The organism is Rhabdonatronobacter sediminivivens (assembly GCF_013415485.1).
Classification (GTDB): domain Bacteria; phylum Pseudomonadota; class Alphaproteobacteria; order Rhodobacterales; family Rhodobacteraceae; genus Rhabdonatronobacter; species Rhabdonatronobacter sediminivivens.
Genome location: NZ_JACBXS010000021.1, coordinates 48551 through 73548, shown reverse-complemented (window position 1 = coordinate 73548; position 24998 = coordinate 48551). Strand labels below are relative to the sequence as shown.

Below are 24998 nucleotides of genomic sequence, written 5' to 3'. Positions count from 1 at the left end.
CGCCGCTTGATCACGCGCAAATCAATCCGCTCGGAGGACGTCTTCGGAGAATTTCCACCACTTTCGAGACACAACCGCGAAAGCCACACTTGATGCCTTTCGTCGCAGCACGGGCGAGCACCGGCAGTTTCCAAACACCACGAACGGCTGCAAGGTCTTGATCCGCTGGATCAGGTTGGCGCATCCCGAAACGACGCGGGTCGTGTTCGAACCGACTGGCCCTTACCATCGGGTGCTCGAGCTTGCGCTGCTTGCTGCGGGGCTGCATCTGGTTAAGGTCAATCCGCGTTCGGCGCGGCGCTTTGCCGAGGCCACGGGCGTTCTGGCCAAGACCGACCGGATCGATGCCAGCGTCCTGGCGGGCATGGGCGCAATTCTCGATCTGCAGGGGCGGGCCGCAAGGACAGAGATCCAATATGATCTCAAGGAGTTGAGCGTTGCACGCCAGGCCCTGATCAAGGACAGGGTTGCCGCCAAGAGCCGCCAGACGACGGCCGTAAATGCCCTGCTCAAGCGCCAGCTCGCGGCACGGATCAAGCAGATAAAGAGCCAACTCGCCGACATCGACGCCGCAATCCTCACCCGCATCCAGGAAGACCCGGTGCTGGCAAGACGCTTTGACATTCTCTGCAGCATACCCGGCATCGGCTAGATCACCGCTGCCGCCTTGCTGATTGACATGCCGGAACTGGGCGCGGTGGACAACAAGCAGATCGCCAGCCTCGCGGGCCTCGCGCCGATGACACGCCAGTCCGGTGGCTGGAACGGGCGCGCCCGCATTCGTGGTGGTCGCAGGCAGATCAGGATCACCCTCTACATGCCGGCAGTCGCATCGCTGCGCTGCAATCCACATCTCAAGAAAACCTTCGACGCTCTCAGCGAAGCCGGAAAACACGCCAAGCTCGCCCTCACAGCCGTCATGCGAAAGCTGCTCCTCTTCGCCAACTCGCTCCTGCGAGATGACCGAAAGTGGAATGAAATCCGCGCTTGATCATTACGGATACTTTACCATTGCCACGCTGCGCAAGATCTTCGACAACCACATGCAGCGTGACACCGCCACATGCATGCCCTGGAACTTCCGCGAATACTCAGCCCATACGGCCATGGGCGGTCAGCGGGCGCTTACGCTTCTTCTGCATGCTGCCCAACAAAGGCGTCAGCCTCGGCTCTCTGCGCAATCCTCAGCATCCGGCAGGCGCCATGGCGGACGATCCCGGTCAGCGGATCATCCAAAGACTCCGGCTGACGAAGGGCGATGACGTCTGCAGTCTTCTCCATGGCGTATCGTTCCTCTTGGGAGTTCTGGCAGGCCTGGAAGCCCGCCACGATACGCCCGCCTTCTCAAACGCCGCCACTCAGTTTGCCGCATAGCTCGCGGGTATTGTCCGAGAGTGTTTGGGTATTGTGCGGTCAGGAATAGCTCCTGGCAGGCGCAGGCATCAGAAGACACGTACTGATTGAATTGGAATTTTAAATATCTCGTTATAGTTGTTTTGCGCCAGCTCGCATTCGCATGCTCACTGCAGGGCAAAGCGCAAGACAACCCAGGCCAGATGCACTACGTGCGCTCGACTTCTTCTAAAAAATCTTTTATTTTCAAGTTATTAGTATCTACCATAACGGCGCGGCATTCAGGGGTCGCAGGCGCCGTATTTGAGGTGAATCCTGCGAATCGCGCAAAAAGCATAGCGCAAACCTGTCAAGCTGTTGACTAAAATAATTAACCAGTCATTAATCAGACTGAAATGAATTCTGCGGGGGTCAGACAGATGGCGAACATTATAACCGGCACGGGCAATAACGATTTCCTGGAGGGCACATCCGGCGACGACATCTTCATCGCCTCGCCTGGCAATGACATCCTGATCGGCAACGGCGGTACGGACACTTATGACGCCTCGGCCGCTACCGTCAGCCTCAACATCGACCTGGGCGCAGGGTTTGCCTTCAGCACACAGTTCGGCTTCGACACGCTGGTCGACATCGCAAATGTCATCGGCGGCGCGGGCAGCGACAATATCGTCGGCAGCACGGGTGACAACGTCTTCTTCGCCTCGGCGGGCAACGACACCTATAATGGTGTTGGTGGCACCAACACTTATGACGCCAGCATGGCCAGCGATACGATCTTCGTGAACCTGCTGAGCGGTACGGTCTTCGGCACGGGCGTGGGCAATGACAGCCTGACCAACGTGCAGAACATCGTCGGCACCGAGAATGACGATTTCTTCGTCATCGGCGCGGGCGACAACGAAATTGACGGCGGCGACGGCGATGACTTCGCCTTCTTCGCGGCCGCGTTCGATGAGTTCGATGTCTCGCTCGACGGGGCGAATGTTATCGTCAACCATACCGGCGGGACCGGCGAGTTTGGCCAGAACACGCTGACCAATATCAGCACGCTGACCTTCAACGACGGCAACAGTCTCCAGATTGTCAATGACGGCGACTCCATCCAGGACGCCATCGACGCGGCCAACCCCGGTGCGACGATCCTTGTCGCCGCGGGCACCTATGAAGAGAACCTGATCATCGACAAGCCGATCTCATTGATCGGCGCGAACAGCGGCACGCCGGGCACCGGGTCGCGCGCTGATGAAGCCCAGATCACCGGCAGCGGCCTCTTCGGCATCACCATCCTGTCCGATGACGTGACCGTCGACGGGTTCGAGATCAGCGGCTTTGGCCGTGATGCCATCAACATCCGCACGCTGGAAGATGCCAAGCCGGGCGACCCCGGCATCGGCGCCTATCGTGCAAATGTCACAATCGAGAACAACTACATCCATGACAGCGCGGCCTCGGGCCAGAAGAATGGTGTGCTGCTGGGTGAGTTCTCGGGCGATCCGGCCCGCAGCGACCAGATTGCCGAGATGGAGAACATCACCATCTCCGGCAACCTGATCGAGCTGGACTCGAGTGGGGCGCGGGCGCTGGCCTTCACCAACCATTTCACCGAAGCGCCGGGTGAGTCGATCACCTACAAAGGTATTACGATCGACGGCAATACGATCGACTCGGGCAACCTTGCGATGTTCGCCGGGGCCACGGTTTCGACATTCCGGTTCGAAGACGCTGTCATCAGCGACAACATCTTCACCGGCCAGGTCAACACCTACAATCAGTTCAATGCCCTTGTCGAAGGCAACACCTTCAACAGCCGCACCCGACTGGGCGTCGAGGATTCCGAAATCACCGACAACACTTTCAATGTCGACGGTGAATTCGGGCTTGGCCTCTGGGGCGATACCTGGGGTCCGAACGTGTCCAAGAACAGCACGGTTTCGGATAACACTTTCAACTACAACACCGACGATCTGGGATTGGCCTCGACCGGCGGTGTGGCACTGCTGCCCGGCGTCGAAATCGACACGATCACCTTTGACGGCAACATCTTCAACAACGGTCAAGAAGTTGAGCTGCCCACCGGTGACATCATCGTTTATGGCACGAATGATGACGATGATATCGATGTGGCGGTCATCACCGACAGCAACGGTGACCCGGTCGACGCCGAGTTCAAGATCCTTGGCTTCGACGGCGATGACGTGCTGCGCGGCGGTCCGGGCGATGACTTCATCGACGGCGGCGACGGTACGGACATTGTTACCTATGATGGCAATGCTGCAGACTACAGCGGCTCGGTCAGTGCAGGTGAGATCACGGTCACCGGCCCTGACGGCACCGACACGCTGGTCAACATTCAGGCGCTCAAGTTCAACGATGGCTTCCTTGTGCTTGAAGGCATGTCGATCCAGACCGCCATCGACCTGGCCGAGCCGGGCGATACGATCTTCGTGGCCGAGGGCGACTACGAGGAAGACGTCAACGTCAACAAGGACGTGGCGCTGGTGGGTGCCAACACTGGTGTGGCGGGCAATGATGGCGGCCGCGGGGCGGAATCGACCATCAAGGGCAATGTGACGGTCTCGGTTGCGGGGGCGAGCATCGACGGCTTTGCCTTCAGCAAGCCTGACAGTGCGGTGCCACTGAACGCGACCGAATTCGACGGCTGGAACGGCATCAACCTCGTGGTCGATGCCGATGACGTGACGGTGCAGAACAGCGTGGTCGAGGCCTGGGGCGGCCATGGCGGCTTTGCCGGCTCCGGCTTCGTGACTCTTGGTGGCAACGGGGTTGAGTTCTCGTCGAACCTGGTCACGGCCGGTGCGGGCTATGACGCGCTGGAGGATGCGCGCGGAGCCTCGGGCGTCTGGGTCAATGGCGATGCCAGCGACGCGATCACGGTTGCGAACAACGCCATCGAGGTTTCGACCGCCAACGCTGACGGCATCTTCGTGAACAACGGCACCGCCACCGTCGATGGCAACACCATCAGCGGCACCTTTGGCGGCATCGTCGCGTGGAGCGGCTATGGTGACCTGGAGATCACGAACAACGACATCTCGGACTATCAGGACACCGGCATCCGCCTGCTGAACAGCACCCTTGACCCGGATGTCACAGTCAGCGGCAACACCGTGGGCGGCGACAAGCCGTTCTCGGCGCAGTTCGGCGTGAAGGTCACCGATGGGGTGGAGCCTGCGGCGTCGCTCTTTGGCAACACGGACCTGATCTTTGCCGTGCGCGCGGCGAATGACTTCACCGGCGAGTTCGGCGTGATCGCCAACGGGCAGGTGCAGCTCTTCACCGATCTGTCGGATGCACAGACCGAGGCGCTGAACGACGGCGACAACAGCGTCATCTACGACTTCGAGAACGACGAGTTTCTGGTCTATGACGGCATGCAGATCGCCCCGGCCTTGGCCGCGGCCGAGGCTGGCGACACCATCAAGGTGCATGACGGCATCTATGATCAGGTATCCATCGACAAGGGCGTCACGCTGCAATCGGTCGATCTGGGCAGCGGTGGTGCCACCATCGAGGGCAACGGCACCAACCAGACCGGTGCCGTGCATATCGAACAGGGCGTATCGGACGTCACGCTGGACGGCTTCACCATCGAATCCATCGCCGGCAATCTGGCCGGGATCAACGCGGTGGGCAGCAACAGCAACCTGACCATCACCAACAACACTGTCGCGGGCGATGCGACCCATGCCTTCCTCAGCGGTGGGGCCGGTGGTGCAGGCCTGAGCAATTCCAGCATCAGCAACAACAACTTCACCGGGTCGGGGCCGCAGTCGGTCGTCTATGTGAACGGCCAAACCAGCCTCGGGGTGGACTCCGAGAACGTGGACTTCACCGGCAACACCATCACCGGCGACTCGGGCGCGGGCCTGCTTGTGGGGCTGGAATCCACTGGTGGCACTGTCGAAAACAACACCTTCGCGGGTGAGGCGAGCTATGCCTCGCTGGAACTCTGGGGAGCGGGCAACACGGTCGGGGACAACACCTTCAACGCCGACGGCCTGCAAGCCATTGTCGATCCGACCGTAGCCTATGACGGCGCGCAACTGGTGGCCGACAACACCTTCGCCACCGGCACCGCCTATATCGACGGCACCGGCAATGTCTTTACCACCATCCAGGCGGCGGTGAACGGTGCCAGCGGGGGTGAGACGATCATCGTCTCCGCCGATACCTTCGCCGAGACGGTGTCGCTGGACAAGGGTGTCGCCCTGGAAGGCGCCAATGCTGGGAGCAGCGCCAACGTTGCGCGCGGGTCTGAAACCACATTGGAAGGTCTGTTCCTGATCCAGTCCGACGAGGTCAGCATCGACGGCTTCGAGATCGACGGCGGTGGCGCCAACGGCAGCGGGGTGCGCGGGAGCGGATCCAGTGCACACAGCGACATCTCCATCGCCAACACGGTCTTCACCGGCCAGAGCGCGCAGCCGATCCTTTGGGGCTTCGGTCAGGGCGGCGAGGTCGGCAGCAGCGGCTGGAGCATTACGGACAACCTGATCAAGGACATCACAGGGAACGCTGCAACCGGGATCGTGCTGTTCAACATCGACGACCTGACCCTGACCGGCAATACCATCCATCATGATGACGAAACCCTCACGGGGCGTCGCGGGATCAACCTGGATGGCATCCAGAGCGGAACGATCGGCAACAATATTGTCGCGTTTGGCGATATCGCCAATACGTCCTGGGGCATCCAGATTGGCATGTCCGACCGCGAAGCGTCCGATCTTACCGTGAGCGGGAACACCGTGAGCGATGTGGGCCTGGGCATCTTCGGCCTGAGTCAGCGGTCGATGACGGATGTGGCGATCACCGGCAACACGCTGAACAGCGTGACCAACGGCATCCAGCTAAATGCCGGCGGTGCGGCTCCGGTAGCGCCCGGCGTGACGATGAAGGACATCGTGGTTTCGGGCAACAACATCGATGCTTCGAACAACACCAACATCGATGGCTCGAACTACGCCATCTTCCTGCGCGACCTGCATGAGGATGCGCCGAACGGGCCGATCGTCTTCGAGGATGTGACCGTCACCGGCAATAACGTCATCAACGGTATTGTGCGCGCCGGTGGCACCGATGCGCTGGGCGGCCAGAGCCTGAACATTGCCGGGACCGTCACCATCGAGGGCGCGGACGGAAATGATCTGTTCGATGTCGAGGGCGATGGCAGCCTGATCGTCGATGGCGGCGCTGGCAACGACACCATCCTGGGCGGCACCGGCGACGACATCCTGATTGGCGGCGCGGGCGATGATCTGATCAACGGGCGCGGTGGCGATGACGTCATCGTGCTGGGGCAGATCTATATGGTCGACAACGGCGACTTCGTGCCGGGCGGGCCAGAGGATCTGGGCCAGCCGGGTTATTTCGTGCTCAAGAACAAGTCCGACGCCGAGGGTGCCAATGCGGCCCAATTCGCAGGCGGCGCACCGGACGAAGACTTCGGCAGCGACACCGTGCGCATCACCATCGGCGACAGTGACGCCAGCACCAAGGTCTATGGCTTCACCCTGGGCACAACACCGGGCCGTGGCGATTACCTGCAGTTCCTGGATGTGGCGACAAAGGCGGGTCTTGCCGAACAGGTCGACAGCTTCGAGGTGGCCACGAACATGACCGCCTATGGCGATGTGTTCGTGGACAAGGAGTTCTATTCCTTCAAGCTGAACTTCGCCAGCGGCAAGACGCTGGAACTGATCGACCTGATCGCCACGGACGCGGTTGATCCGGCTTTTGAACAGCCGCTGACATTTCCCGGAGTCCTTGGCGACGGTTCCTATGGGGCGCCCGTGACTGATTCAGCTTTGATCAGCGATTTGCTCGACTCCATCTCGGACAACATCCAGACCGCCGATGCGGCGCTGGGTGCGGGCGAGATCATGCTGATCGACGGTGACGACGCCAGCTTCCAGATCTTCACCGACATTCAGACGGCGGTGAACGCTGCTGCTGACGGCGATACCGTCCTGCTGGGCGAAGGCGAATTTACCGTCACCAGCCAGATCAACGTCAACAAGTCGATCAAGTTCTTTGGCTCGGGCGAAGGTGAAACGATCATCGACGCCAGCGGAGTGACCAACGCCTATGGTCTCTCCTCGCAGGGTGCGGCTGCCAATGGCATCTCCTTCGCCGATTTCACACTCTACGGGCCCGCGAATGCGACCAACAACGCCTTTGGCCTAAAACTTTCTGCGATCGATGGGCTGAGTGTCAGCAACGTGACCGTCCAGGGCTCGGGCCGCAGCGAGGTGGATCTGAACGGCGTCACCAACGCGACCCTGACCAATGTCACGGCCAATGGTGCATCCGCATCCAGCCCGGGTGTTCCGACTGCCGGCGTGGGCTTTGCCATCTCCAACAGTTCGGGCGTGACACTGACCGACATCGCCACCGACGGGCTGAACGCCTGGGGCGGCGTGGCGCTGTTCGCAGGCTTTGGAGGCGGCGGCTCGGACAACAATGGGATCGAGTTTTCGGGCGATTTCAACGTTCTGGAGCCGGGGCAGCTTTACGCCCAGGAGGCCGAGGGCAGCGGCAACACGGTCACCATCGACAGCTTCCCCTTCACCGAAGTCTGGGAGGTCACCAGCGACACATTCCGTGAACCGCTCACCGACAGCGAGGAATACACCTTCTACTTCGGCAACGCGGCGGATGCGATTGCCTTCGCAACCGACGGCGGTTTCGCTGACCGCGGTGTGATCCAGCAGCCCAATGGCGAGTTCCTGGTGGTTGACGGCATGTCGATCCAGGCCGCCATCGACGCCGCCGAGCCTGGCGACACGATCAATGTTGGCGAAGGCACCTTTGACGAGGCGCTGACGGTCAACAAGCCGCTGACCTTTGTCGGCCCCAATGCCGGTCTGGCCGGGCACAATGACGATGACCGCGGCCCCGAGGCGGTGATCGAGGGCGGTGGTATCTCGGTTCAGGCTGCTGCCGCCGCGACCACCTTCGACGGCTTTACCCTGTCGCCCGCCAATTTCGACAACGCGATCGAGATTCGGGGTGAGAATACCACACTGACCAACAGCGTAATCACTGCGCATGTGTACCAAAAAGCAGCGGGCCTCACCTTCACTAATAACCTGGCGGGCGGGAACAGCGGAACCTCCGGCTATGCGGGGAATGTGATGTCCGCCGATAGCGTCGATGCCATGCTCACCGGCTGGACCATCACCGGGAACGAGTTCTTTGACTTCGAACGTGGGATTGTCATGGCCTCGTCGGGGTCCACGGGGACCAGCTATGGCGACATCACTATCGCAGACAACGTCTTCCGTGACTTCGAAAACGGTCGCGCGGTTCAGGTGGGTAACAATGCAAATGTGATCGGCACCATGTCGATCACCGGCAACGAGATCACCGGCGTTCTCGACAACGACGGCGATCCCGCGGCGGGCCTGGGCGGTGTGATGTTCTCCGGACCGGTGGACATTGCGTCGGGGGGCGATGTCATCATCGATGACAATGACTTCAAGGATCTGGCCTTCGCCTTCCTGTCGAACAACTCGCCCGACGGCGGTGCAAAGGTGTTCTTCGATCAGACGTCCAACACCTTCGACAATGTCGGAAATGTCGGGACGGAGGTGCTGTATTACTCTGCCACCGTCACCGACATCGACATGGCCGTGATCTTCAACGACCCAGCGCTGACATTTGATGACCTTACCATCACGCATGTTGCCGGGCCGGGAGTGTTCGACCTCGGTACGAATGGCATCTACACAGCCGAGGCCAACGGCACGACCATCACCTTCGACGGGATCGGCACCCTGAACTTTGCCGGGGAAACCGTGCATTTGGTGGGGCCGGGCGCATTCGGCAGCATCCAGGATGCCATCGACGCGGCTGCGACCGGGGATACAATAATTGTGTCCGAGGGGACCTATGTCGAGGATCTCACCATCACCAAGGGTGTGACCATAGAGGGCGTGAACGCCGGGCTTTCCGGCACGGACGGTGCGCGCGCTCCCGAAGCGATCCTTGATGGACAGATCACCATTGCCGGCAGCGAGGCGGTCAGAATCGACGGTATGGAGTTCCTGAATGACGCAGGCCTGCCGCGGCCCGCGCAGAACCTGATCACCGTCACCTCGGCGGCAGGGCACGAGATCACCAACTCGCGCTTCGTCAGCGAAGTGGCCGGGGGGGGCACCGGTGGGCTGCATGACATTGCCATCTTCACCAACGTTCTGGCCAGCGGGTCGCTGAGCATCACCGACAACTTCTTTGGCGGGGATGGCAGCTTCGATGCCGGTGACAAGTATAGCAGTGCGGCATGGGGCCGGGCGGTGTGGTCGAACGGCGGTGGTGCTGATGTCATTATCACCGGCAACACGATCGAGAACGCCGGGACGGGTCTCAGCCTTGAAAGCTATGCGATCTCCAATTCGCTGGTGGACAACAACACCATCGTCAACAGCGGAACCGGAATCGGCATGGGAGGGCCGACCGCCGGAACCATCGACACCATCACCAACAACCTGTTCGACAATGTGGATACAGATTTCAACCTGCAGAACCTGAGCGGGGATGTGGAGTTCGACATCGGCGGCACCGGCAATGCCGTGCCGGCCGGGCAGGAACTGGTGTATCTGGGCAGCCAGGGTGCTGACACGGTCACCGGGACCGACGGGAATGACGTTCTGGTCGGCAACGGTGGCGATGACGTGCTTATCGGCGGCGAGGGTGATGACATCTTGGTTGGCGGTGACGGGGATGACCTGTTCATCAGCCTTGCCGGGGATGACACCATCGATGGCGGTGACGGCACCGATGCGGTCATCCTGCGCGATAATGGCGGTGCGGCCTTCGACATGGGCGATCTGGATGCCAGCGCCTTTGACGGAAACACCGGCACCGGCGAAGTCCAGATCGACGGGCGCATGCTGGATCTGACCAGCATCGAGGTGCTGGCCATCGACAACACCGAGGGCGGGGCACGGACCTTCATCGTGCTGGACGGCATGTCGATCCAGGCCGCAGTGGATTACGCCGACAATGGTGACACCATCATGGTGGCTGACGGCACCTTCACCGGGGATGTCGAGGTCGACAAATCGGTCACGATCCTGGGCGCCAATGAAGGCATCGCCGGCGCCGCTGCCTCCGCGCGGGGACCGGAATCGGTGATCGAAGGTCAGATCACGGTGACTGCCGATGATGTGGTCATCGACGGGCTGTATTTCGATATCAACGCGTCCGGCGCGGGTGGGGGTCAGGGTGTCCTGACGCTGGCCGGGACCGGAGCAGTTGCCCGCAACAACAAACTGGAGCAGTCGGCCGATACTGGCACCACGCCCTTTGCCATCCGGATCGAAGGCGACGATGCCACGGTCGAGGGCAACCTGGTGGATCGTAGCGGTGCCATCGGCGCCGGATCCCTGGGCAATCCGGCGATCAGCGCAAGCGGTGTCGATAATGTCGCCATCACCGGCAACACGCTGGTGCAGGGGATCATCGGGATCGTCACGGGCGATGGTGCGGGCGTTGACACGGGGCTGCAGGTGAACGGGAACGTCATCACCGCCGCTGCACCGAACAATGACTCGATCTTCGTCACCGGGCCGGGCTTCGGCGCGCTTCCCGATGCCTATGGACCGCTGCCCAGTGCGAGGGTGGATCTCTCGGGCAATACGTTCACCTCGGGCAGCCCGGGTATCCAGCTGCGCGGCACCAATCTGGATGATGACTTCACCACTTATGCCACCAACCGGGCGGACTTCTTCCAGGGCTATGACGGGAACAACCTCTTCCCGGCCTCGGGCGGCAATGACACCATGATCGGCGGCGATGACGATGACTTCTTCTTCAGCGGTGTGGGTACGAACAACACCAACACCATCGATGGTGGCAGCGGCGTGAACACGCTGAGTTATGCTGGGAACACCAACTTCGTCATCGTTAATTTGCAGACCGGCACAGGGAGCATTACGGGCCAAAACCTGACCGACAATATCAGCAATATCCAGAATGTGTTCGGTGGCGACGGAGGGAACATCATAGTCGGCAACAGCGAGGCCAATGAGTTGCGGGGCGGACTGGGCAACGACACGCTGAGTGCTGGCGGTGTCGCTCCGGGCCAGACAGATGTCCTGCGCGGTATCGACGGCAACAACACGCTGATAAGTAACGAAGGGCGCACCCATCTGTACGGCGGCGACGGCAACGATACGTTCCGTTTCCTTGATGACGCGCATGTGACTGTGGGCGGCGGCACTGTCCGCGACCGGATCTACAACTTCGAATCCGGAAAGGACATCATCGATCTCGACGCCATCGTCGACGGTGACAGTTTCGTATTCCTCGGAAATGCCGGTTTCTCGGGCTCCGGTGTGGCGGAACTTCGCTTCTGGACGGACAGCAACAACACATCGATGATCCTTGGTGACGTGAACGGTAACGGCAGCGCGGATATCGAAATTCAGGTGGTCCGGGCAGGTGAACTGTTCGAAAGCGACTTCATCCTGTGATCCGACGCAGACCCTGCCCGGGGCCCATGGGGCCTTGGGCAGGGCGCCCCAGTGATATTTTAAAGCGTGATTATGGCTGAGCGCGAGGCACATGCCTGGTGGCGGCGATTATGAGATTAGGCATGACCGGAACGACGGAACTTCGCAAAGCCCGCAACCAGAGCGCGCATCTGTTCCTTTCAGTGTTCCTGTTCAGCATCTTTGTGAACCTTTTGATGCTGACCGGCCCCATCTACATGCTGCAGATCTATGACCGGGTGCTGGGCAGCCGGTCGCTGGAAACGCTCACGGCGCTGACTGTTCTGGTAGGGTTTCTTTTTGCCATGATGGCGGTCTTTGATTACGCGCGCGGTCGCGTGATCGCCCGGGCCGGCGCGCGGTTTCAGGCCATGCTGGACGGGCGGACCTTCAACGCCACCCTGCGCCAGTCCGCTGACCGCGACTCTCCGCGTGGCGCGACCGGCCTGCGCGATCTGGAATCCATCCAGCGGCTGTTTACCTCGCCCGCACCGATGACCTTTTTTGATATCCCCTGGACGCCGCTGTTCATCGCGGTGATCTTCATGCTGCATCCGTGGCTGGGAATTCTGGCGCTGCTGGGGGGCACGGTTCTGATCCTGCTGACCCTGGCGCATCAGTTCCTCACCCGGCAGCCGGTGGGGCAGGCGCAGGCCAGCACGCAGCGCGCTGACCGTTTTGCCGATCAGGTCCAGTTGCAGGCCGAAACCATCCGCAGCATGGGCATGGGCGCCGAGGTGCGCGCGATCTGGCAGAAGATGCGGAGCCAGGCCCTGGACCAGACCGTGTCCGCCAGTGACCGTACCGGGGTGTTCACCACCTCTACCAAGGCGCTGCGGCTGTTCCTGCAATCGGCCATGCTGGGGCTGGGGGCCTATCTGGTGCTTCTTAACCAGCTTACCCCCGGCGCGATGATCGCGGGGTCCATCCTGCTGGGCCGCGCGCTGGCGCCCATCGAACAGGGGATCGGCCAGTGGCCGCTGGTGCAGGCGGCGCAGCGCGGCTGGCACGGGCTGGGCAAGTTGCTGTCCGAAACCGCCCCCGAGGCCGAGCGCACCCCCCTGCCACGCCCCAAGGCCCATCTGAAGGCCGAACAGATCACCGTCATGGCCCCCGGTGAGAATATTCCCTTGCTGCACGGCATTTCCTTCGAGGTCACCCCGGGCCAGGCCATGGGGGTGATCGGTGTCAGCGGGTCAGGAAAAAGCACCCTGGCGCGGGTTCTGACCGGGTTGATCCAGCCGGTCAGCGGCACGTTGCGCCTCGATGGCGCGACGCTGGACCAGTATCCGCCCGATGTGCTGGGCAAATACATGGGCTATGTTCCCCAATCCGTGGGGCTTCTTGAAGGCACCGTTGCCCAGAACATCGCCCGGATGGAGAGCGACGCCGACAAGAACAGGATCGTCGAGGCGGCCAAGGCCGCCAATGCCCATGATCTGATCCTCAAGTTTCCTGACGGGTATGATACCTTCCTGCCCGAAGGAATCGGTCGGCTTTCGGGCGGGCAGATGCAGCGGATTGCGCTGGCGCGCGCACTCTACAACGATCCCGTGGTGGTAGTTCTGGATGAGCCGAATTCCAACCTCGATGCCGCGGGCACTGCAGCGCTGAACCACGCCATCCGGTCGCTGAAGGCCGAAGGCAAGGCTGTCGTCATCATGGCCCATCGACCCGCGGCGATTTCGGAATGCGATGTGCTGCTTATGCTTGAAGACGGCCAGAGCCGCGCCTTTGGCCCGCGCGATCAGGTTCTGGCGCAGGTTCTGGAACCGGGCCGCCGCACCGCAGGAACGATCTCTCCGGCGGTACCCCGCCAGAGCGGAGGCAAGGCATGAGCGCCAGCGCGGAACAGGCCCCCGGCGGCATGTCTGGGGGGGGGCTTTCGGTGCGCTTTCCCATGTTGGTGGGCGCAGTGGGGATCGTGCTCTTGTTGGGAGGCTTTGGCTACTGGTCCTTCTTTACCTTCATCTCGGGGGCGGTGACCGCCTCGGGAACGGTGGCGCTGCTGGAAAACCGCCAGATCGTTCAGCATCTGGACGGGGGGATCGTTTCGGAACTGAACGTGCGCGAAGGGCAGACCGTCGCCCAGGGTGATCTGTTGCTGCGCCTCGATGATACGTTCCTGCGCACCGAGCTTTCCATCCTCGAGGGTGAGCTCTTCGGCCTGCAATCGCGCCGCATCCGCCTGGAGGCCGAGCGTGACGGCGCCGAGGAGATGCGCGCGCCGCCGCCGCTGGAGGACGCCCGCGCCGACGATCGCCGCATCGCCGAGGCCTGGCAGGGCAATGTCCAGCTGTTCGAGGCCCGGCGTGAAACCATGCTCAAACAGATCGAACAGCTGCAGAACCGCCAGCGGCAGACCGAGCAGCAGCGCACGGGTGTGCGCGCCCAGCATGAAGCCATGGATCAGCAGATCGAGATCATCGAGACCGAGCTGGCCGCGCTGACCTCGCTGGTGGAACGGGGACTGTCCGAAACCCCGCGGCTGCAGGCCATGCGCCGCGATGCCGCCGCGTTGGCCGGGCAGCTGGGTGAGCTGGAGGCGAAATCGGCCGAACTGGCGGGCCGGATGGTCGAAATCGACATGGAAATCCTGCGCATGCAGATTGAGCGGCGCGAACAGGCCATCGCCGAAATCCGCGAGCTTGAAGTGCGCGAGAACGAGCTTCTGGAACGCCGCCGCGCTGTGCTGGACCGGCTCAGCCGGCTGGATATCCGCGCGCCGGTGGGTGGCGTGATCTATGACCAGAAGGTGTTCGGCCCAATGGCCGTGACACAGCCCGCCGAGCCGATCATGTATATCGTGCCGCAGGATCGCCCGCTGGTGATCCATGCCCAGGTTGACCCCCTCCATGTCGATGAGGTCTATGTGGGCCAGGACGTATCGCTGCAATTTGCAGCACTGGACCAGCGCACGATCCCGCCGATCGAAGGGTTCGTGCGGCGCGTCTCGCCCGATGTGTTCGAAAACCCCAGCACCGGGCAGATGTTTTACCTGGCCGAGGTCGATATATCGCCCGATCAGATCGACCTTCTGGAGGGGGTGCGGATCGTCCCAGGCATGCCGGTCGATGCCTTTATCCGCACCGGCGACCGCACACCGATCCGATACCTGACCCAGCCGCTGATGGACTATTTCAACCGCGCCTTTCGCGAACGCTGATCGGCGCGGGAGCGGCTTCTGCCTGTCCCGTCTCCATGCTATGGCAGTCCTGCGCGTCAACCGGGGCGCGGCATATGAACGGAAAGGACAGATCGCATGAAACTTCTGCGCGTCGGAGAACCCGGACAGGAGTGCCCCGCGCTGCTGGACAACCAGGGCCAGTTGCGCGACCTGTCATCCCTGATCCCGGATATCGCGGGGCCAGTGCTGTCCGATGCGGCGCTGGCCGATCTGGCCGCCCGCGTGCAGGGCGCCGATCTGCCGGTGGTTGACCCTGCCACGCGCATCGGCCCCTGTGTGGGCAATGTGGGGAAATTCGTCTGCGTGGGGCTGAATTTCTCGGACCACGCGGCCGAGGCCGGGGCGCCGATCCCGTCCGAACCGATCCTGTTCATGAAGGCCACCAGCGCCATCTGCGGGCCGAATGATACCGTTCTGATCCCGCGCGGCGCCACCAAGACCGACTGGGAGGTCGAACTGGGCGTCATCATCGGGACCGAGGCGCGCTATCTTTCGGAAGCCGAAGCGCTGGATCACGTGGCGGGCTATTGCGTGGTCAATGACCTGTCCGAACGCGCCTTCCAGATGGAGCGTGAAGGGCAATGGGTGAAGGGCAAATCCGCCGACACCTTTGGCCCCATCGGCCCCTGGCTGGTCACCCGCGATGAAATCCCCGACCCGCAGGCGCTGCACATGTGGCTGGATGTGGACGGGCAGCGTCGGCAGGATGGCTCCAGCGGCACCATGATCTTTGGTGTGGCGCATCTGGTGGCCTATATCTCGCAGTTCATGTCCCTGCAGCCCGGCGATGTGATCGCCACCGGCACGCCTCCAGGCGTGGGCATGGGCCAGAAGCCGCCTGTGTTTCTGAAACCAGGCCAGACCATGCGGCTGGGGATCGCAGGCCTGGGCGAACAGCGCCAGATCACCGCACAGGGCTGAGCCGCGCCGAAAACCGGGGCGGTGGCCCAGCCCGGGATCAGGACCAGTGCCACCCCGCCCGCATCAGCCCCGGCGCGAATCCCACCCGGCTTGATGCAGGACCGGGCGGGAACTGGCACAGCGCCACCAGATCGGCGCAGACGGTATCACCCAGCCAGTTGCGCCATGTCACCAGCTCATCCCGGAAACATCCCAGATGCGCGCCCGCCCCTGTGCACAGGCCTGAGGCGGGATGACATGCCGCCACCATACCCTTTGCATGACCACGGGGCAGAAACTGCGCATCAGACTTGCATCTTTCCGCCGATCCGGGCCAGTTTAAGGGTGGCAAGCTTGTCCTTGCATGATTTTCCCTATACGCAACCTTGCCGGGATCACCAGGAAATTGATCGAGGACATTACCGGGTGAAACCCAATTCAACCGCGACCTTCGGCAATCATCGCCTCATAAACCGCTTGCTGAATGCGTTGAGCGAGGTCTTGCTGACCCAGCGCAGCCTGCGCCATGAGGTGGCATTCGGCGCGCTGGCCATCGCTGCCTCGACCGCGCTGAGGTTGCTTGTTGATGGTATCCTGCCGCCGGGCTTTCCGTTTCTGACCTTCTTTCCCGCGGTCATGCTGTCGCTCATCTTTGCCTCCATCCGCTGCGGGATCGTGGTTGCGGTGGCCTGCGGGCTGATTTCCTGGTTTTGGTTCATTGAGCCGCAGGGCACGTTTGCGCTGCCCTCGGGGGCGTTGCTGGCGCTGGGGTTCTATGTGCTGATCGTGGGCACTGATGTGCTGTTCATCACCGCCGCGGTCTGGGCCTTGCGGGCACTGGCCACAGCGCGCGAAGATGCCGCCCAGCAAGCCCGCGCGCGCGAGTTGATGTTTTCCGAACTGCAGCATCGCATTTCGAACAATCTGGCCACGGTGGCCGCGCTTCTGCGCCTGCAGGCCGCCGATACTTCCGACCCCGAAGCCAAGCGCGCCCTTGGCGCATCGCAATCGCGCATCAGCGTGATTTCGCGCCTGCAGCGGCGATTGCATGCACCGGAGATGCAGGCGCTGGACGCGGCCGAGTATCTGCACGCCGTGCTGGCCGACACGCTGGAGGTGGCGACCGAAACCCGCAAGGTCACCCTGGAGTGTCGCATGGACCCGCTGCAGGTCAGCCATGACGCCGCGATTCCGCTGGGGCTGATCGCCAGCGAATTGCTGATGAACGCGGTGGAGCACGGGGCCGAAGGCGCAGCCCCCCTCCGGGTTACCGCCACGTTGGAGGTGGGTCCGGCAGATGAAGAAGGCACCACCCCGGCCGCGCTGGAGCTGCGCGATGACGGCGCGGGGCTGCCGACGGATTTCGCGCTGGCCACGTCTGACAGCCTGGGCCTGACCATTTCGCAGCAATTCGCCACCATGCTCGATGGTGAACTGACGATGGCGTCCCATCCCTCCGGTGGCACGGTTGCGCGGCTGGCCTTTCGGTCTGCGCGCCCACAGGCGGGCGAGGCGGCTTCGGATCAGGGTTTGGCCGGTGTTTCGGACCAGCTTCCGGCGTAATCCTTTTGCAATCCCTGCAGTGCGTCCGCCGCTCGGGCCCTGAATGCCCGGGCACCCCTGACCCGACGTAACCGGAACCAAGGCGCGGCCCAGATCATTTGCCTTTCAGACCCTGACCAATACTGGAGGTGCAAGATGAATACCGATGTGATCAAGGGCAAGTGGACGCAGATCAAGGGTGAGGCGCGTTCGCAATGGGGTAAACTGACCGATGATGAGGTGGATCAGATTGCCGGTGATCGTGACAAGCTGATCGGCAAGATCCAGGAGAAATACGGCATCGCACGCAATGAGGCCGAAGCGCAGGTCAATGACTGGCTTTCGAAGGTCTGACCACGCCATTCGCAACCCTGCACAAGATGGAGGCCCGCCATGCCCGGAACCACTGATGAATTGCCGCGCGACGCCAATGGCCGGTTCACGTCCGAAAGCGACGGGGCCGGAGGCCCTGCGCTCAAGGCGATCAGCGCTCAGCTTGACGGCCTGCGCGGCACCATCGACAGCCTGACGCAGACGCTCGATGCCGCCGCGCGTGAACGTCCCAGCCTGGCAAAGGCGTCAAAGGTCACCCGCAACGCCGCCAGAAAGGCTGCGGCCGGGGGGCGCAACGGGGCAAGGGCAGCCTCGGACATGGCGACACAGGCTGCGCGCGTCACCAGCATGCAAGCGCGTGAGCACCCCGCCCAGACGCTTGCGCTTGCCGCCGGGGTCGGTGTGGCGATAGCGCTTTGCCTGCGAGCGCTGCGCCGCTGATATCCAGCGTTTTCACCGCAGCGCACGCGGATTTCGGAACCAAGTTCCGACCTGTGGGTTTTCTTCATGAACCACCACACATCGCGGGCGCCCCGTGCCCCGCGACTGTCAGCGCCCATAAGCGTTGACCGAAGAAAGGAGGAAGCGACATGACCGCTCCTGACACGAACCTGAAGAAGCAGGCGAAGCAACACCGTGGCCCTCTGGTCGGGATCATTCTGGCACTTCTGGTGGCCGGTGGCCTGCTGTTCTGGATGCTGACCCGGACCATGGTTACTGAACCGACAGCCGAGGATGCAGAGCCCGCTTCGGTGAGCGAAAGCACGGATGGCATACCAGCCGATGGCACCACCGTGGGATCGCCCAATCAGCCCACTGAAACCCCGCAGGTGATCGAAGAATTCACCGCACCAGAGCCTGAGCCACTGCCGGGCGACTGACCAGACTGTCAGCAGCGCAGGACCAAATCTGCCTGCGCTGTGCCTTGGCCAACCAGATTGCATGACGGCCCCGCTGGGGCCGTTTTTCATGCGGCATCATGGGATTTGCGCAGGAAAGTCAGATAATGCGGCTGCCGCCCTTCGCGCAGGGCCTTGGCCTCATACCGGGTTGTGTGCCAGTCGGACCAGGGGCTGTGCAGGTCATGGTCCAGACACTCAAACCCGGCCTCAGGCACTTCTTCCAGGGTCTGGCGCACATAGTCGGGGATGTCGGTTGCCACGCGAAACACCGCCCCCGGCGCCAGGACCCGCGCCAGCGGGCGCAGATGTTCAGGCGTCACGAACCGGCGCCGATGATGGCGCGCCTTTGGCCAGGGGTCCGGATACAGCAAGAAGGCACGGTCCAGACAGGCATCCGGCAACACATCGAACAGATCGCGCGCATCCCCGGCATGCAAGCGGATATTCCCAACCCCCGCGCGCCGGATCTTGCCAAGCGCCATGGCAACCCCGTTGAGGAACGGCTCACAGCCGATAATGCCGACGCCGGGGTTGGCCTGCGCCTGATGCACCATATGTTCCCCGCCGCCAAATCCAACTTCCAGCCAAAGCGGACGGCCGTCCCCGAACAGGTCTTTCGGGTCTATTGGCGCTCGCTCAGGGTTGGACCCGACCGTGACGCGCGGGATCTGCAGCTTGGAGAGGTCTTCATCGATGTAGCGTTGCTGTGCGGGTTTCAGGGTCTTGCCCTTAACCCGGCCATAAAAGTTCCGCCCCTGAACCCCTGATCTGAGCGATCCGGATTTCATGCTGCCCCCCAAATGCCTGCCTGCGTCGTCCGCGCGCGGGGTATGGCGGCGCAATGCCGCAGGGTCAAGCCTGCTGCCCGCCGCATGCGCGGCGGGCTTCGGTGGCGTTCAGGCCCAGGGGCCGCGGGCCACCCCACCGCCGCTGAACCGCGCGCCCTGCTGGGCGGCCAGCTTCTCCAGCGCGGCGATACGGTTATGCGTGCTGGGATGGGTGGAAAACAGCTTGTCGCGCTTGTGCACATGCAGCGGGTTGATGATGAACATATGCGCGGTCGCCGGGTTGCGTTCGGCCTCATCATTGTCAATCCGGCTGGCAAAGCCTTGTATCTTTTCCAGTGCCGAGGCCAGCCACAGCGGGTTGCCGCAGATCTCGGCGCCCACGCGGTCGGCCTCATACTCGCGCGAGCGTGAAATCGCCATCTGCACCAGCGCCGCCGCCAAAGGCGCCAGGATCATCACCAGGATCAGCGCAATCGCGCCCCCCACGCCCTGGTTGCGCCCGCCCCGAAAGAAGAAGGCGAAATTCGCCAGCATCGAGATCGCGCCCGCAAAGGTCGCGGTGATGGTCATGATCAGCGTGTCATAGTTGCGGATATGCGCCAACTCATGCGCCATGACGGCGGCGATTTCTTCCTGCGACATGCGCCGCATCAGCCCTGTGGTGGCCGCAACGGCAGCGTTCTCCGGGTTGCGCCCGGTGGCAAAGGCGTTCGGCTGGTCATTGTCGATCACATAGACCCGCGGCGGCGGCATGTCGGCATCGGCGGCCAGCCGGTGAACCATGCGCAGCAACTCGGGCGCGACCTGCGGGCCACATTCCTGCGCCTTGTACATGCGCAGAACCGCCTTGTCCGAGTTCCAATAGGCCCAGGCGTTCATCCCCGCGGCAATCGCCAGCGCGATCACCAGCCCGCCGCCGCCGCCGATGACATATCCGACGCCCATGAAGAGGGCCGTCATGGCGGCCATCAACATCGCTGTCTTGACGTATCCGTTCATCACAAGTTCCGCATGCCAAAGGGTCCGTTCGTCGGATATATGGGGTGATTGTGACAGCGCTGCAATCTGTTAGGCGACGCTTCAGCCGCCAAAAGACTCCATGGCGCGGAAATCCATGCCTTCAAGCACCGGGATCATCACATCAGAATCCGCGCCTTCGGCAGTGACCAGGATACGGTTGCCGATGATGGCGCGCAGGCTGCGATCCTCGCGCAGGAACCGGGTGCGGTTGATGCGCTCCAACTGCCCGCCCATCTGCGCGATCATGGCGCTGTTGCCCAGCATCATGGCCAGTTGTGCGACCATCGGGTTATCGGCCATCAGCGTCAGCTCGAAACTGTCCGAAGGCCCGCTGTAGGTCGCCTTGGCCATCACGCCCCCGCCCATGAAGCCCATCATGCCCGCGGCGGCATCGGTGTCGATCTCGCGGCTCCAACCCTCGGGCGGGTCGGGCAGGAATGCGGCCAGCCCCTGCGCCTTCATCTCGGCAAGGATGCGCTGCGCCTCGGCCAGCTCATCCTCGGCATATTGCAGGTCACCGTCCTGATAGGCTTCCAGCGCGGTTTCCAGCGCCGCCATAAACGGATCGGCAGCAGCGGGCACGGAGAGGAAAGCGGCAATTGCGGTGGCGGAAATCAGCTTGTTCATCGAGGATCCCTGCAAATGGAAAGCCGGGCCAGACCTGCCCGGAACAGGGCGCAGCCTGTCGCAAAGCGCAAGCTCTGGCAAGCGGGGAAACGCGCAGCGCTCAGCCGGGGCTTTCCAGCCAGACCGTCACCGGCCCCTGATTGATGAGCGCGACATCCATATCCGCCCCAAAGGCACCCGTGGCAACAGCGATACCCTGCGCGCGAAGGCAGTCGCAGAAATGGGCATAGAGCCTTTCGCCTTCATCCGGGGGCGCGGCGGCAGAGAAGCCGGGCCGGTTTCCGCGGGAGGTATCGGCGGCCAGGGTGAACTGGCTGACCACCAGCGCCGCAGCGCCCGTATCCAGCAGCGATCGGTTCATCTTGCCGGCGTCATCGCGGAAAATGCGCAGTTTTGCGGTCTTTGCGGCCAGGGCTTCGGCAGATGCCTCGGTGTCACCCTGCATGGCGCAGACCAGGATCATCAGCCCCGGCCCGATCTCACCGATAACCTCGCCCCCGACCGAAACGCGGGCCTCGGACACCCGTTGCAAAAGCGCGCGCATGGCTAAAACTCCAGCTCACGCCGCCAGGGCGGATTGGCACCGGGGCGGGAAACCGTGACAGCTGCAGCGGCCGCGCCCAGCTGCAGCGCCTCGGTGATAGTGTCTGCGGGCAGCTTGGCCAGCACGGTCTTGTCCAGCGCCCCTGCCCGGTCCAGCGCGGCCAGTACACCGGCGTTGAACGTGTCGCCCGCGCCCACGGTATCGACCACCGTGGCACCAACGGCGGGCACCTGCACGCAGTGCGTGGCGGTCCATGCGCGCGCGCCATTGGCCCCTGCGGTGATGATGACCAGCTTGCTGCCCCGCGCCAGGATCCGCGGCGCCAGTTCCGCGATATCGCCGGGCCCCAGCAGCCAGCGCAGGTCTTCATCCGAGAGCTTCACGATATCGCATCGCGCCATCATCGCGTCCAGCCGCGCGCGATAGGCCGCTTCATCACGGATAAAGCCGGGGCGGATATTGGGGTCGATCATGGTCACGCGGGTCTCGGCCTCACGCTCCAGCAGGGCCTGATAGGCCACGCTGCAAGGGCCACCCACCAGGCTGATCCCGCCAAGGAACAGCGCACCCACCGCATCCGGCAGAACCGGCAGGTCCTGCGGTTGCAGCATCCGCAGGGCGGTGTTTTCATCATAGAACGCATAGCGCGCCTGCCCGCCCGTCAGGGTGACAAAGGCCAGCGTGGTGGGCCGGTCCAGGCGCGGCGCTAGCCGGCTGTCCACACGGGCGGCGCTCAGCGCGTCCTGCAGCATCTGGCCGAACAGATCGCGCGAGAGCCCGCCCAGAAACCCCGCCTGCGCCCCCAGCCGCCCCAGGGCAATGGCCGTGTTGAACACCGCGCCACCGGGAACAGGCGCGAAGGCAGGCGCACCTTCGGCGGTTTCGCGTGGCAGCATGTCGATCAGCGCCTCGCCGCAACACAGGATCATCCGCTTCCCCCCCGATCAGCCCCCCATTTCGGCGATATACGCCGCCAGCGCGACGAATGCTATCGCTAACAGTGCTGCGCCCGCGATCTTCCACACCGACCAGGGCCGTTCCCCCTGCACCCGCCCGGTCTGGCCATTGACGATGAACCGGTAACTCTTGCCCCGGTAGCGATAGGCGGCCATCCAGATCGGCAGCAGCAGATGCTTGAAGCGTTCATCGGCATAGCTGGTGTTGACGGCACTGATGCGCTGCTCATCCCCGCCGATATCGCGGCGGATGTCGTTGCGGATGACCTCGTCCATCCGCTCCTGGCCAATCCTGAAGCCTTCGGGCAGCTCCACGGAATAGGCCTCGGCCCGGAAGCCCGAGAGGTATCGGGGGCTGTAAAGCTCCAGCTCGGACAGGGTCCAGGGTTCCAGCCGCCGCACCATGGGCCGCGGCAGGCTGCCCGAGGCCATGACCAGTACATCGTAGAATTGCCGCGCCACCGTGCCCGAGGCCGGGCTCCAGCGCACGCGCCGCTGGCGCTGGGTCTTGCCCTTGGCGCCGCGCACGGTGACATAGTAATAGGTGCCCCGCTGGCCGGTATAGCTGGACCGCGTATGCGCATCGAAGGACCAGTAGGGCACATAAAGCCCGCTGAGGCTGCCATCGGAACGGGCATATTTGCGCAACCCGTTGGGGGCGAACCAGCGCCCCTTCAGCCAGGCGCGCATCTTGTCATGGGCCTCACGTTCCGAAAGCGCAAAGGGGATCACCGCCTGCGGCTTGATATGGCGGTTGGTGCCGGTGTCGGTGACCACGGGTGCGGCGCAGAAAGGGCATTCGGCGGAATGGATATCGGGTTCGAACTCCACCTGCGCGCCGCAACTGCCGCAGTTCAGAACCTGCGTTTCCTCAAACTCAGATGGCGGCAGCGCCTGCGCCACGGCGTCATGATAGTCCAGTGATTGCAGGGTCTTGACGCGGGTTTCGTCATCCAGCTGGGGGATGTCCTGCGCATGGCCGCAATATTCGCAGGTCAGGCTTTGCTGCCCCGGCGCATAGCGCAAGGAGGCGCCGCACTGGCCGCAGGGGAATCGGTGTTCAAGTTCGGTGGTGGCCATGAGGTATCCGTGCTGGAGCGCAGGGGCGCCATGCGCAAGTCTTTGGGTGCAAAAGGCGCCGCCCCGGCAGGGCAGCGCTGCCAATCATCCCGCAGGCGGTGGTGGCGGCGGGGGCGTGGCGGCGAAAAGCCGCTGCAGTTCCGGAACCTCGCCCGCCTTCTGCCAGCCGTCCTGACCCGGTGACCAGACCAGCGTATCGCGGCTGAAGCTGCCCTGGGGGATCATCTGCGAAAGGGTGCTCGCATCAAAGGGCCCCTTGGTCTGGCCGTTTTCCGCCACATGCCAGACCGTGGCCTGCGGCGGTGGTGGCGGCGGCGGGGGTGTGGCGGCACCCTGGGCGGGTGGTTGCTGCCCCCCGGCGGCGGCCTGGCCCATGTTCTGGGCCATCGCCATGCCCATGCCCATGCCCATCCCGGCGCCAAGGCCCGCACCCATGCCGCTTTCGCCCCCGCCCTCGGCGGCTTTTTGCATGGCCTGTGCGGCGGAAAACTGCTGATACTTGCCCAGATCGCCCACGATCCCCATGCTGGTGCGCTGGTCCAGCACCTTTTCAACCTCGGTCGGCAGCGAGATGTTCTCGATATAGAACTCCACCAGATCCAGGCCGTATTCATCCAGCGTGGGGTCGATGCCCTTGCGGACCATATCGCCCAGATCCTTGGTATTCGCGGCCATGTCCAGCGCCGGGATGCCGCTGCCCGCCAGCACGCGGCTGACCTTCTGCACCACGATATTGCGGATCTGGCCCGAGACCTTGTCCTGGGTGAAATCGCCATCCGTGCCCACGATCTCGCGCAGGAATACCGATGCCTCGGACACCCGCACCGCATAGGAGCCGAAGGCGCGCAGCCGGATGGGGCCGAATTCCGGGTCACGCAGCATGATCGGATTCTGGGTGCCCCATTTCATGCCGCCAAAGCGGCGGGTGTTGACGAAATAGATTTCCGACTTGAAGGGCGAGTTGAACCCGTGGCTCCAATGCTGAAGCGTGGTCAGGATCGGCATGTTGTTGGTTTCAAGCTCATAGAGCCCGGGCGTGAAGACATCGGCCAGTTGCCCTTCGTGGACGAACACGGCCACCTGGCCTTCGCGCACGGTCAGCTTGGCGCCATACTTGATTTCATTGCCATAGCGCTCGAACCGATAGACCATGGTGTTGCGCGTATCGTCGGTCCATTCGATGACATCGATGAACTGACCCTTGAGGAAGTTGAAGACCATGTACGGCTCCTGTGGTTTGCGGCGC

General features: G+C 62.9%; 15 protein-coding genes and 3 pseudogenes. 9 read left to right on the top strand and 9 right to left on the bottom strand.

Annotated features, from left to right (window positions below; all coding sequences use genetic code 11):
• Positions 1–76: 76 nt before the first annotated feature.
• Positions 77–991, top strand: a pseudogene (locus HUK65_RS19170) (IS110 family transposase); the annotation flags it as partial.
• A gap of 140 nt (positions 992–1131) precedes the next feature.
• On the opposite strand, the pseudogene HUK65_RS11330 reads toward HUK65_RS19170, so the two are convergent.
• Positions 1132–1281 (bottom strand): annotated as a pseudogene (locus HUK65_RS11330) (IS256 family transposase); the annotation flags it as partial.
• A gap of 491 nt (positions 1282–1772) precedes the next feature.
• Here HUK65_RS11330 and HUK65_RS11325 point away from each other — a divergent pair.
• From HUK65_RS11325 to HUK65_RS11310, 4 genes are all read left to right on the top strand, one after another.
• Positions 1773–11855, top strand: coding sequence for a right-handed parallel beta-helix repeat-containing protein (locus HUK65_RS11325; protein WP_179906378.1), 10083 nt, complete (start codon positions 1773–1775; stop codon positions 11853–11855).
• A gap of 122 nt (positions 11856–11977) precedes the next feature.
• On the top strand, positions 11978–13711 hold the full coding sequence (locus tag HUK65_RS11320) for a type I secretion system permease/ATPase (protein WP_235442013.1): 1734 nt from the start codon (positions 11978–11980) through the stop codon (positions 13709–13711).
• Positions 13708–15039: an HlyD family type I secretion periplasmic adaptor subunit gene (locus HUK65_RS11315; RefSeq protein ID WP_235442011.1), complete on the top strand. Its 1332-nt coding sequence runs from the start codon at positions 13708–13710 to the stop codon at positions 15037–15039. Before HUK65_RS11320 ends, HUK65_RS11315 begins: the two co-directional genes overlap by 4 nt.
• 96 nt (positions 15040–15135) lie before the next feature.
• Positions 15136–15981: a fumarylacetoacetate hydrolase family protein gene (locus HUK65_RS11310; protein ID WP_179906376.1), complete on the top strand. Its 846-nt coding sequence runs from the start codon at positions 15136–15138 to the stop codon at positions 15979–15981.
• A gap of 52 nt (positions 15982–16033) precedes the next feature.
• On the opposite strand, the pseudogene HUK65_RS11305 reads toward HUK65_RS11310, so the two are convergent.
• Positions 16034–16231, bottom strand: a pseudogene (locus tag HUK65_RS11305) (chromate transporter); the annotation flags it as partial.
• 218 nt (positions 16232–16449) lie between these two features.
• On the opposite strand from HUK65_RS11305, the gene HUK65_RS11300 reads away from it, so the two are divergent.
• The 4 genes from HUK65_RS11300 to HUK65_RS11285 all read left to right on the top strand — a co-directional run bounded on the left by HUK65_RS11300 (position 16450) and on the right by HUK65_RS11285 (position 18716).
• The gene (locus HUK65_RS11300) at positions 16450–17523 is read left to right on the top strand and encodes a sensor histidine kinase (RefSeq protein WP_179906375.1); all 1074 of its coding nucleotides are present in this window, start codon (positions 16450–16452) and stop codon (positions 17521–17523) included.
• Between the two features lie 135 nt (positions 17524–17658).
• Entirely contained in the window at positions 17659–17856 is a 198-nt protein-coding gene (locus HUK65_RS11295) for a CsbD family protein (RefSeq protein ID WP_179906374.1), read from the top strand.
• A gap of 39 nt (positions 17857–17895) precedes the next feature.
• A complete protein-coding gene (locus HUK65_RS11290) occupies positions 17896–18276 on the top strand; it encodes a hypothetical protein (RefSeq protein WP_179906373.1) in 381 nt (126 codons plus the stop codon).
• 149 nt (positions 18277–18425) lie between these two features.
• Entirely contained in the window at positions 18426–18716 is a 291-nt protein-coding gene (locus HUK65_RS11285) for a hypothetical protein (protein WP_179906372.1), read from the top strand.
• A gap of 86 nt (positions 18717–18802) precedes the next feature.
• On the opposite strand, the gene trmB is transcribed toward HUK65_RS11285, so the two are convergent.
• The 7 genes from trmB to HUK65_RS11250 all read right to left on the bottom strand — a co-directional run bounded on the left by trmB (position 18803) and on the right by HUK65_RS11250 (position 24973).
• Entirely contained in the window at positions 18803–19525 is a 723-nt protein-coding gene (trmB, locus tag HUK65_RS11280) for a tRNA (guanine(46)-N(7))-methyltransferase TrmB (protein ID WP_179906371.1), read from the bottom strand.
• Positions 19526–19633: 108 nt separating this feature from the next.
• Entirely contained in the window at positions 19634–20524 is an 891-nt protein-coding gene (gene htpX / locus HUK65_RS11275) for a zinc metalloprotease HtpX (RefSeq protein ID WP_179906370.1), read from the bottom strand.
• 81 nt (positions 20525–20605) lie between these two features.
• Positions 20606–21172 (bottom strand): hypothetical protein, encoded by a 567-nt coding sequence (locus HUK65_RS11270; RefSeq protein ID WP_179906369.1) that lies wholly within the window; start codon positions 21170–21172, stop codon positions 20606–20608.
• Positions 21173–21272: 100 nt separating this feature from the next.
• Positions 21273–21716, bottom strand: a complete 444-nt coding sequence (gene dtd / locus HUK65_RS11265) for a D-aminoacyl-tRNA deacylase (protein ID WP_179906368.1) — start codon at positions 21714–21716, stop codon at positions 21273–21275.
• A 2-nt stretch (positions 21717–21718) separates the two neighbouring features.
• The gene (locus HUK65_RS11260) at positions 21719–22645 is read right to left on the bottom strand and encodes a carbohydrate kinase family protein (protein WP_179906367.1); all 927 of its coding nucleotides are present in this window, start codon (positions 22643–22645) and stop codon (positions 21719–21721) included.
• A gap of 15 nt (positions 22646–22660) precedes the next feature.
• Positions 22661–23752 carry a primosomal protein N' (replication factor Y) - superfamily II helicase gene (locus tag HUK65_RS11255; protein WP_179906366.1) on the bottom strand — a complete coding sequence of 364 codons (1092 nt, stop codon included), beginning with the start codon at positions 23750–23752 and terminating at the stop codon, positions 22661–22663.
• A gap of 84 nt (positions 23753–23836) precedes the next feature.
• Positions 23837–24973, bottom strand: coding sequence for an SPFH domain-containing protein (locus tag HUK65_RS11250; protein WP_179906365.1), 1137 nt, complete (start codon positions 24971–24973; stop codon positions 23837–23839).
• Positions 24974–24998 lie beyond the last annotated feature (25 nt).

Excerpts from the sequence above, each read along its gene's own strand:
- HUK65_RS11285 (WP_179906372.1), top strand. The coding sequence starts at position 18,426 with ATGACCGCTCCTGACACGAACCTGAAGAAGCAGGCGAAGCAACACCGT.
- HUK65_RS11250 (WP_179906365.1), bottom strand. The coding sequence starts at position 24,973 with ATGGTCTTCAACTTCCTCAAGGGTCAGTTCATCGATGTCATCGAATGG.
- HUK65_RS11260 (WP_179906367.1), bottom strand. The coding sequence starts at position 22,645 with ATGATCCTGTGTTGCGGCGAGGCGCTGATCGACATGCTGCCACGCGAA.
- HUK65_RS11290 (WP_179906373.1), top strand. The coding sequence starts at position 17,896 with ATGCCCGGAACCACTGATGAATTGCCGCGCGACGCCAATGGCCGGTTC.
- HUK65_RS11255 (WP_179906366.1), bottom strand. The coding sequence starts at position 23,752 with ATGGCCACCACCGAACTTGAACACCGATTCCCCTGCGGCCAGTGCGGC.
- HUK65_RS11295 (WP_179906374.1), top strand. The coding sequence starts at position 17,659 with ATGAATACCGATGTGATCAAGGGCAAGTGGACGCAGATCAAGGGTGAG.
- HUK65_RS11320 (WP_235442013.1), top strand. The coding sequence starts at position 11,978 with ATGACCGGAACGACGGAACTTCGCAAAGCCCGCAACCAGAGCGCGCAT.
- HUK65_RS11325 (WP_179906378.1), top strand. The coding sequence starts at position 1,773 with ATGGCGAACATTATAACCGGCACGGGCAATAACGATTTCCTGGAGGGC.
- HUK65_RS11315 (WP_235442011.1), top strand. The coding sequence starts at position 13,708 with ATGAGCGCCAGCGCGGAACAGGCCCCCGGCGGCATGTCTGGGGGGGGG.
- dtd (WP_179906368.1), bottom strand. The coding sequence starts at position 21,716 with ATGCGCGCGCTTTTGCAACGGGTGTCCGAGGCCCGCGTTTCGGTCGGG.
- HUK65_RS11310 (WP_179906376.1), top strand. The coding sequence starts at position 15,136 with ATGAAACTTCTGCGCGTCGGAGAACCCGGACAGGAGTGCCCCGCGCTG.
- HUK65_RS11270 (WP_179906369.1), bottom strand. The coding sequence starts at position 21,172 with ATGAACAAGCTGATTTCCGCCACCGCAATTGCCGCTTTCCTCTCCGTG.
- trmB (WP_179906371.1), bottom strand. The coding sequence starts at position 19,525 with ATGAAATCCGGATCGCTCAGATCAGGGGTTCAGGGGCGGAACTTTTAT.
- htpX (WP_179906370.1), bottom strand. The coding sequence starts at position 20,524 with ATGAACGGATACGTCAAGACAGCGATGTTGATGGCCGCCATGACGGCC.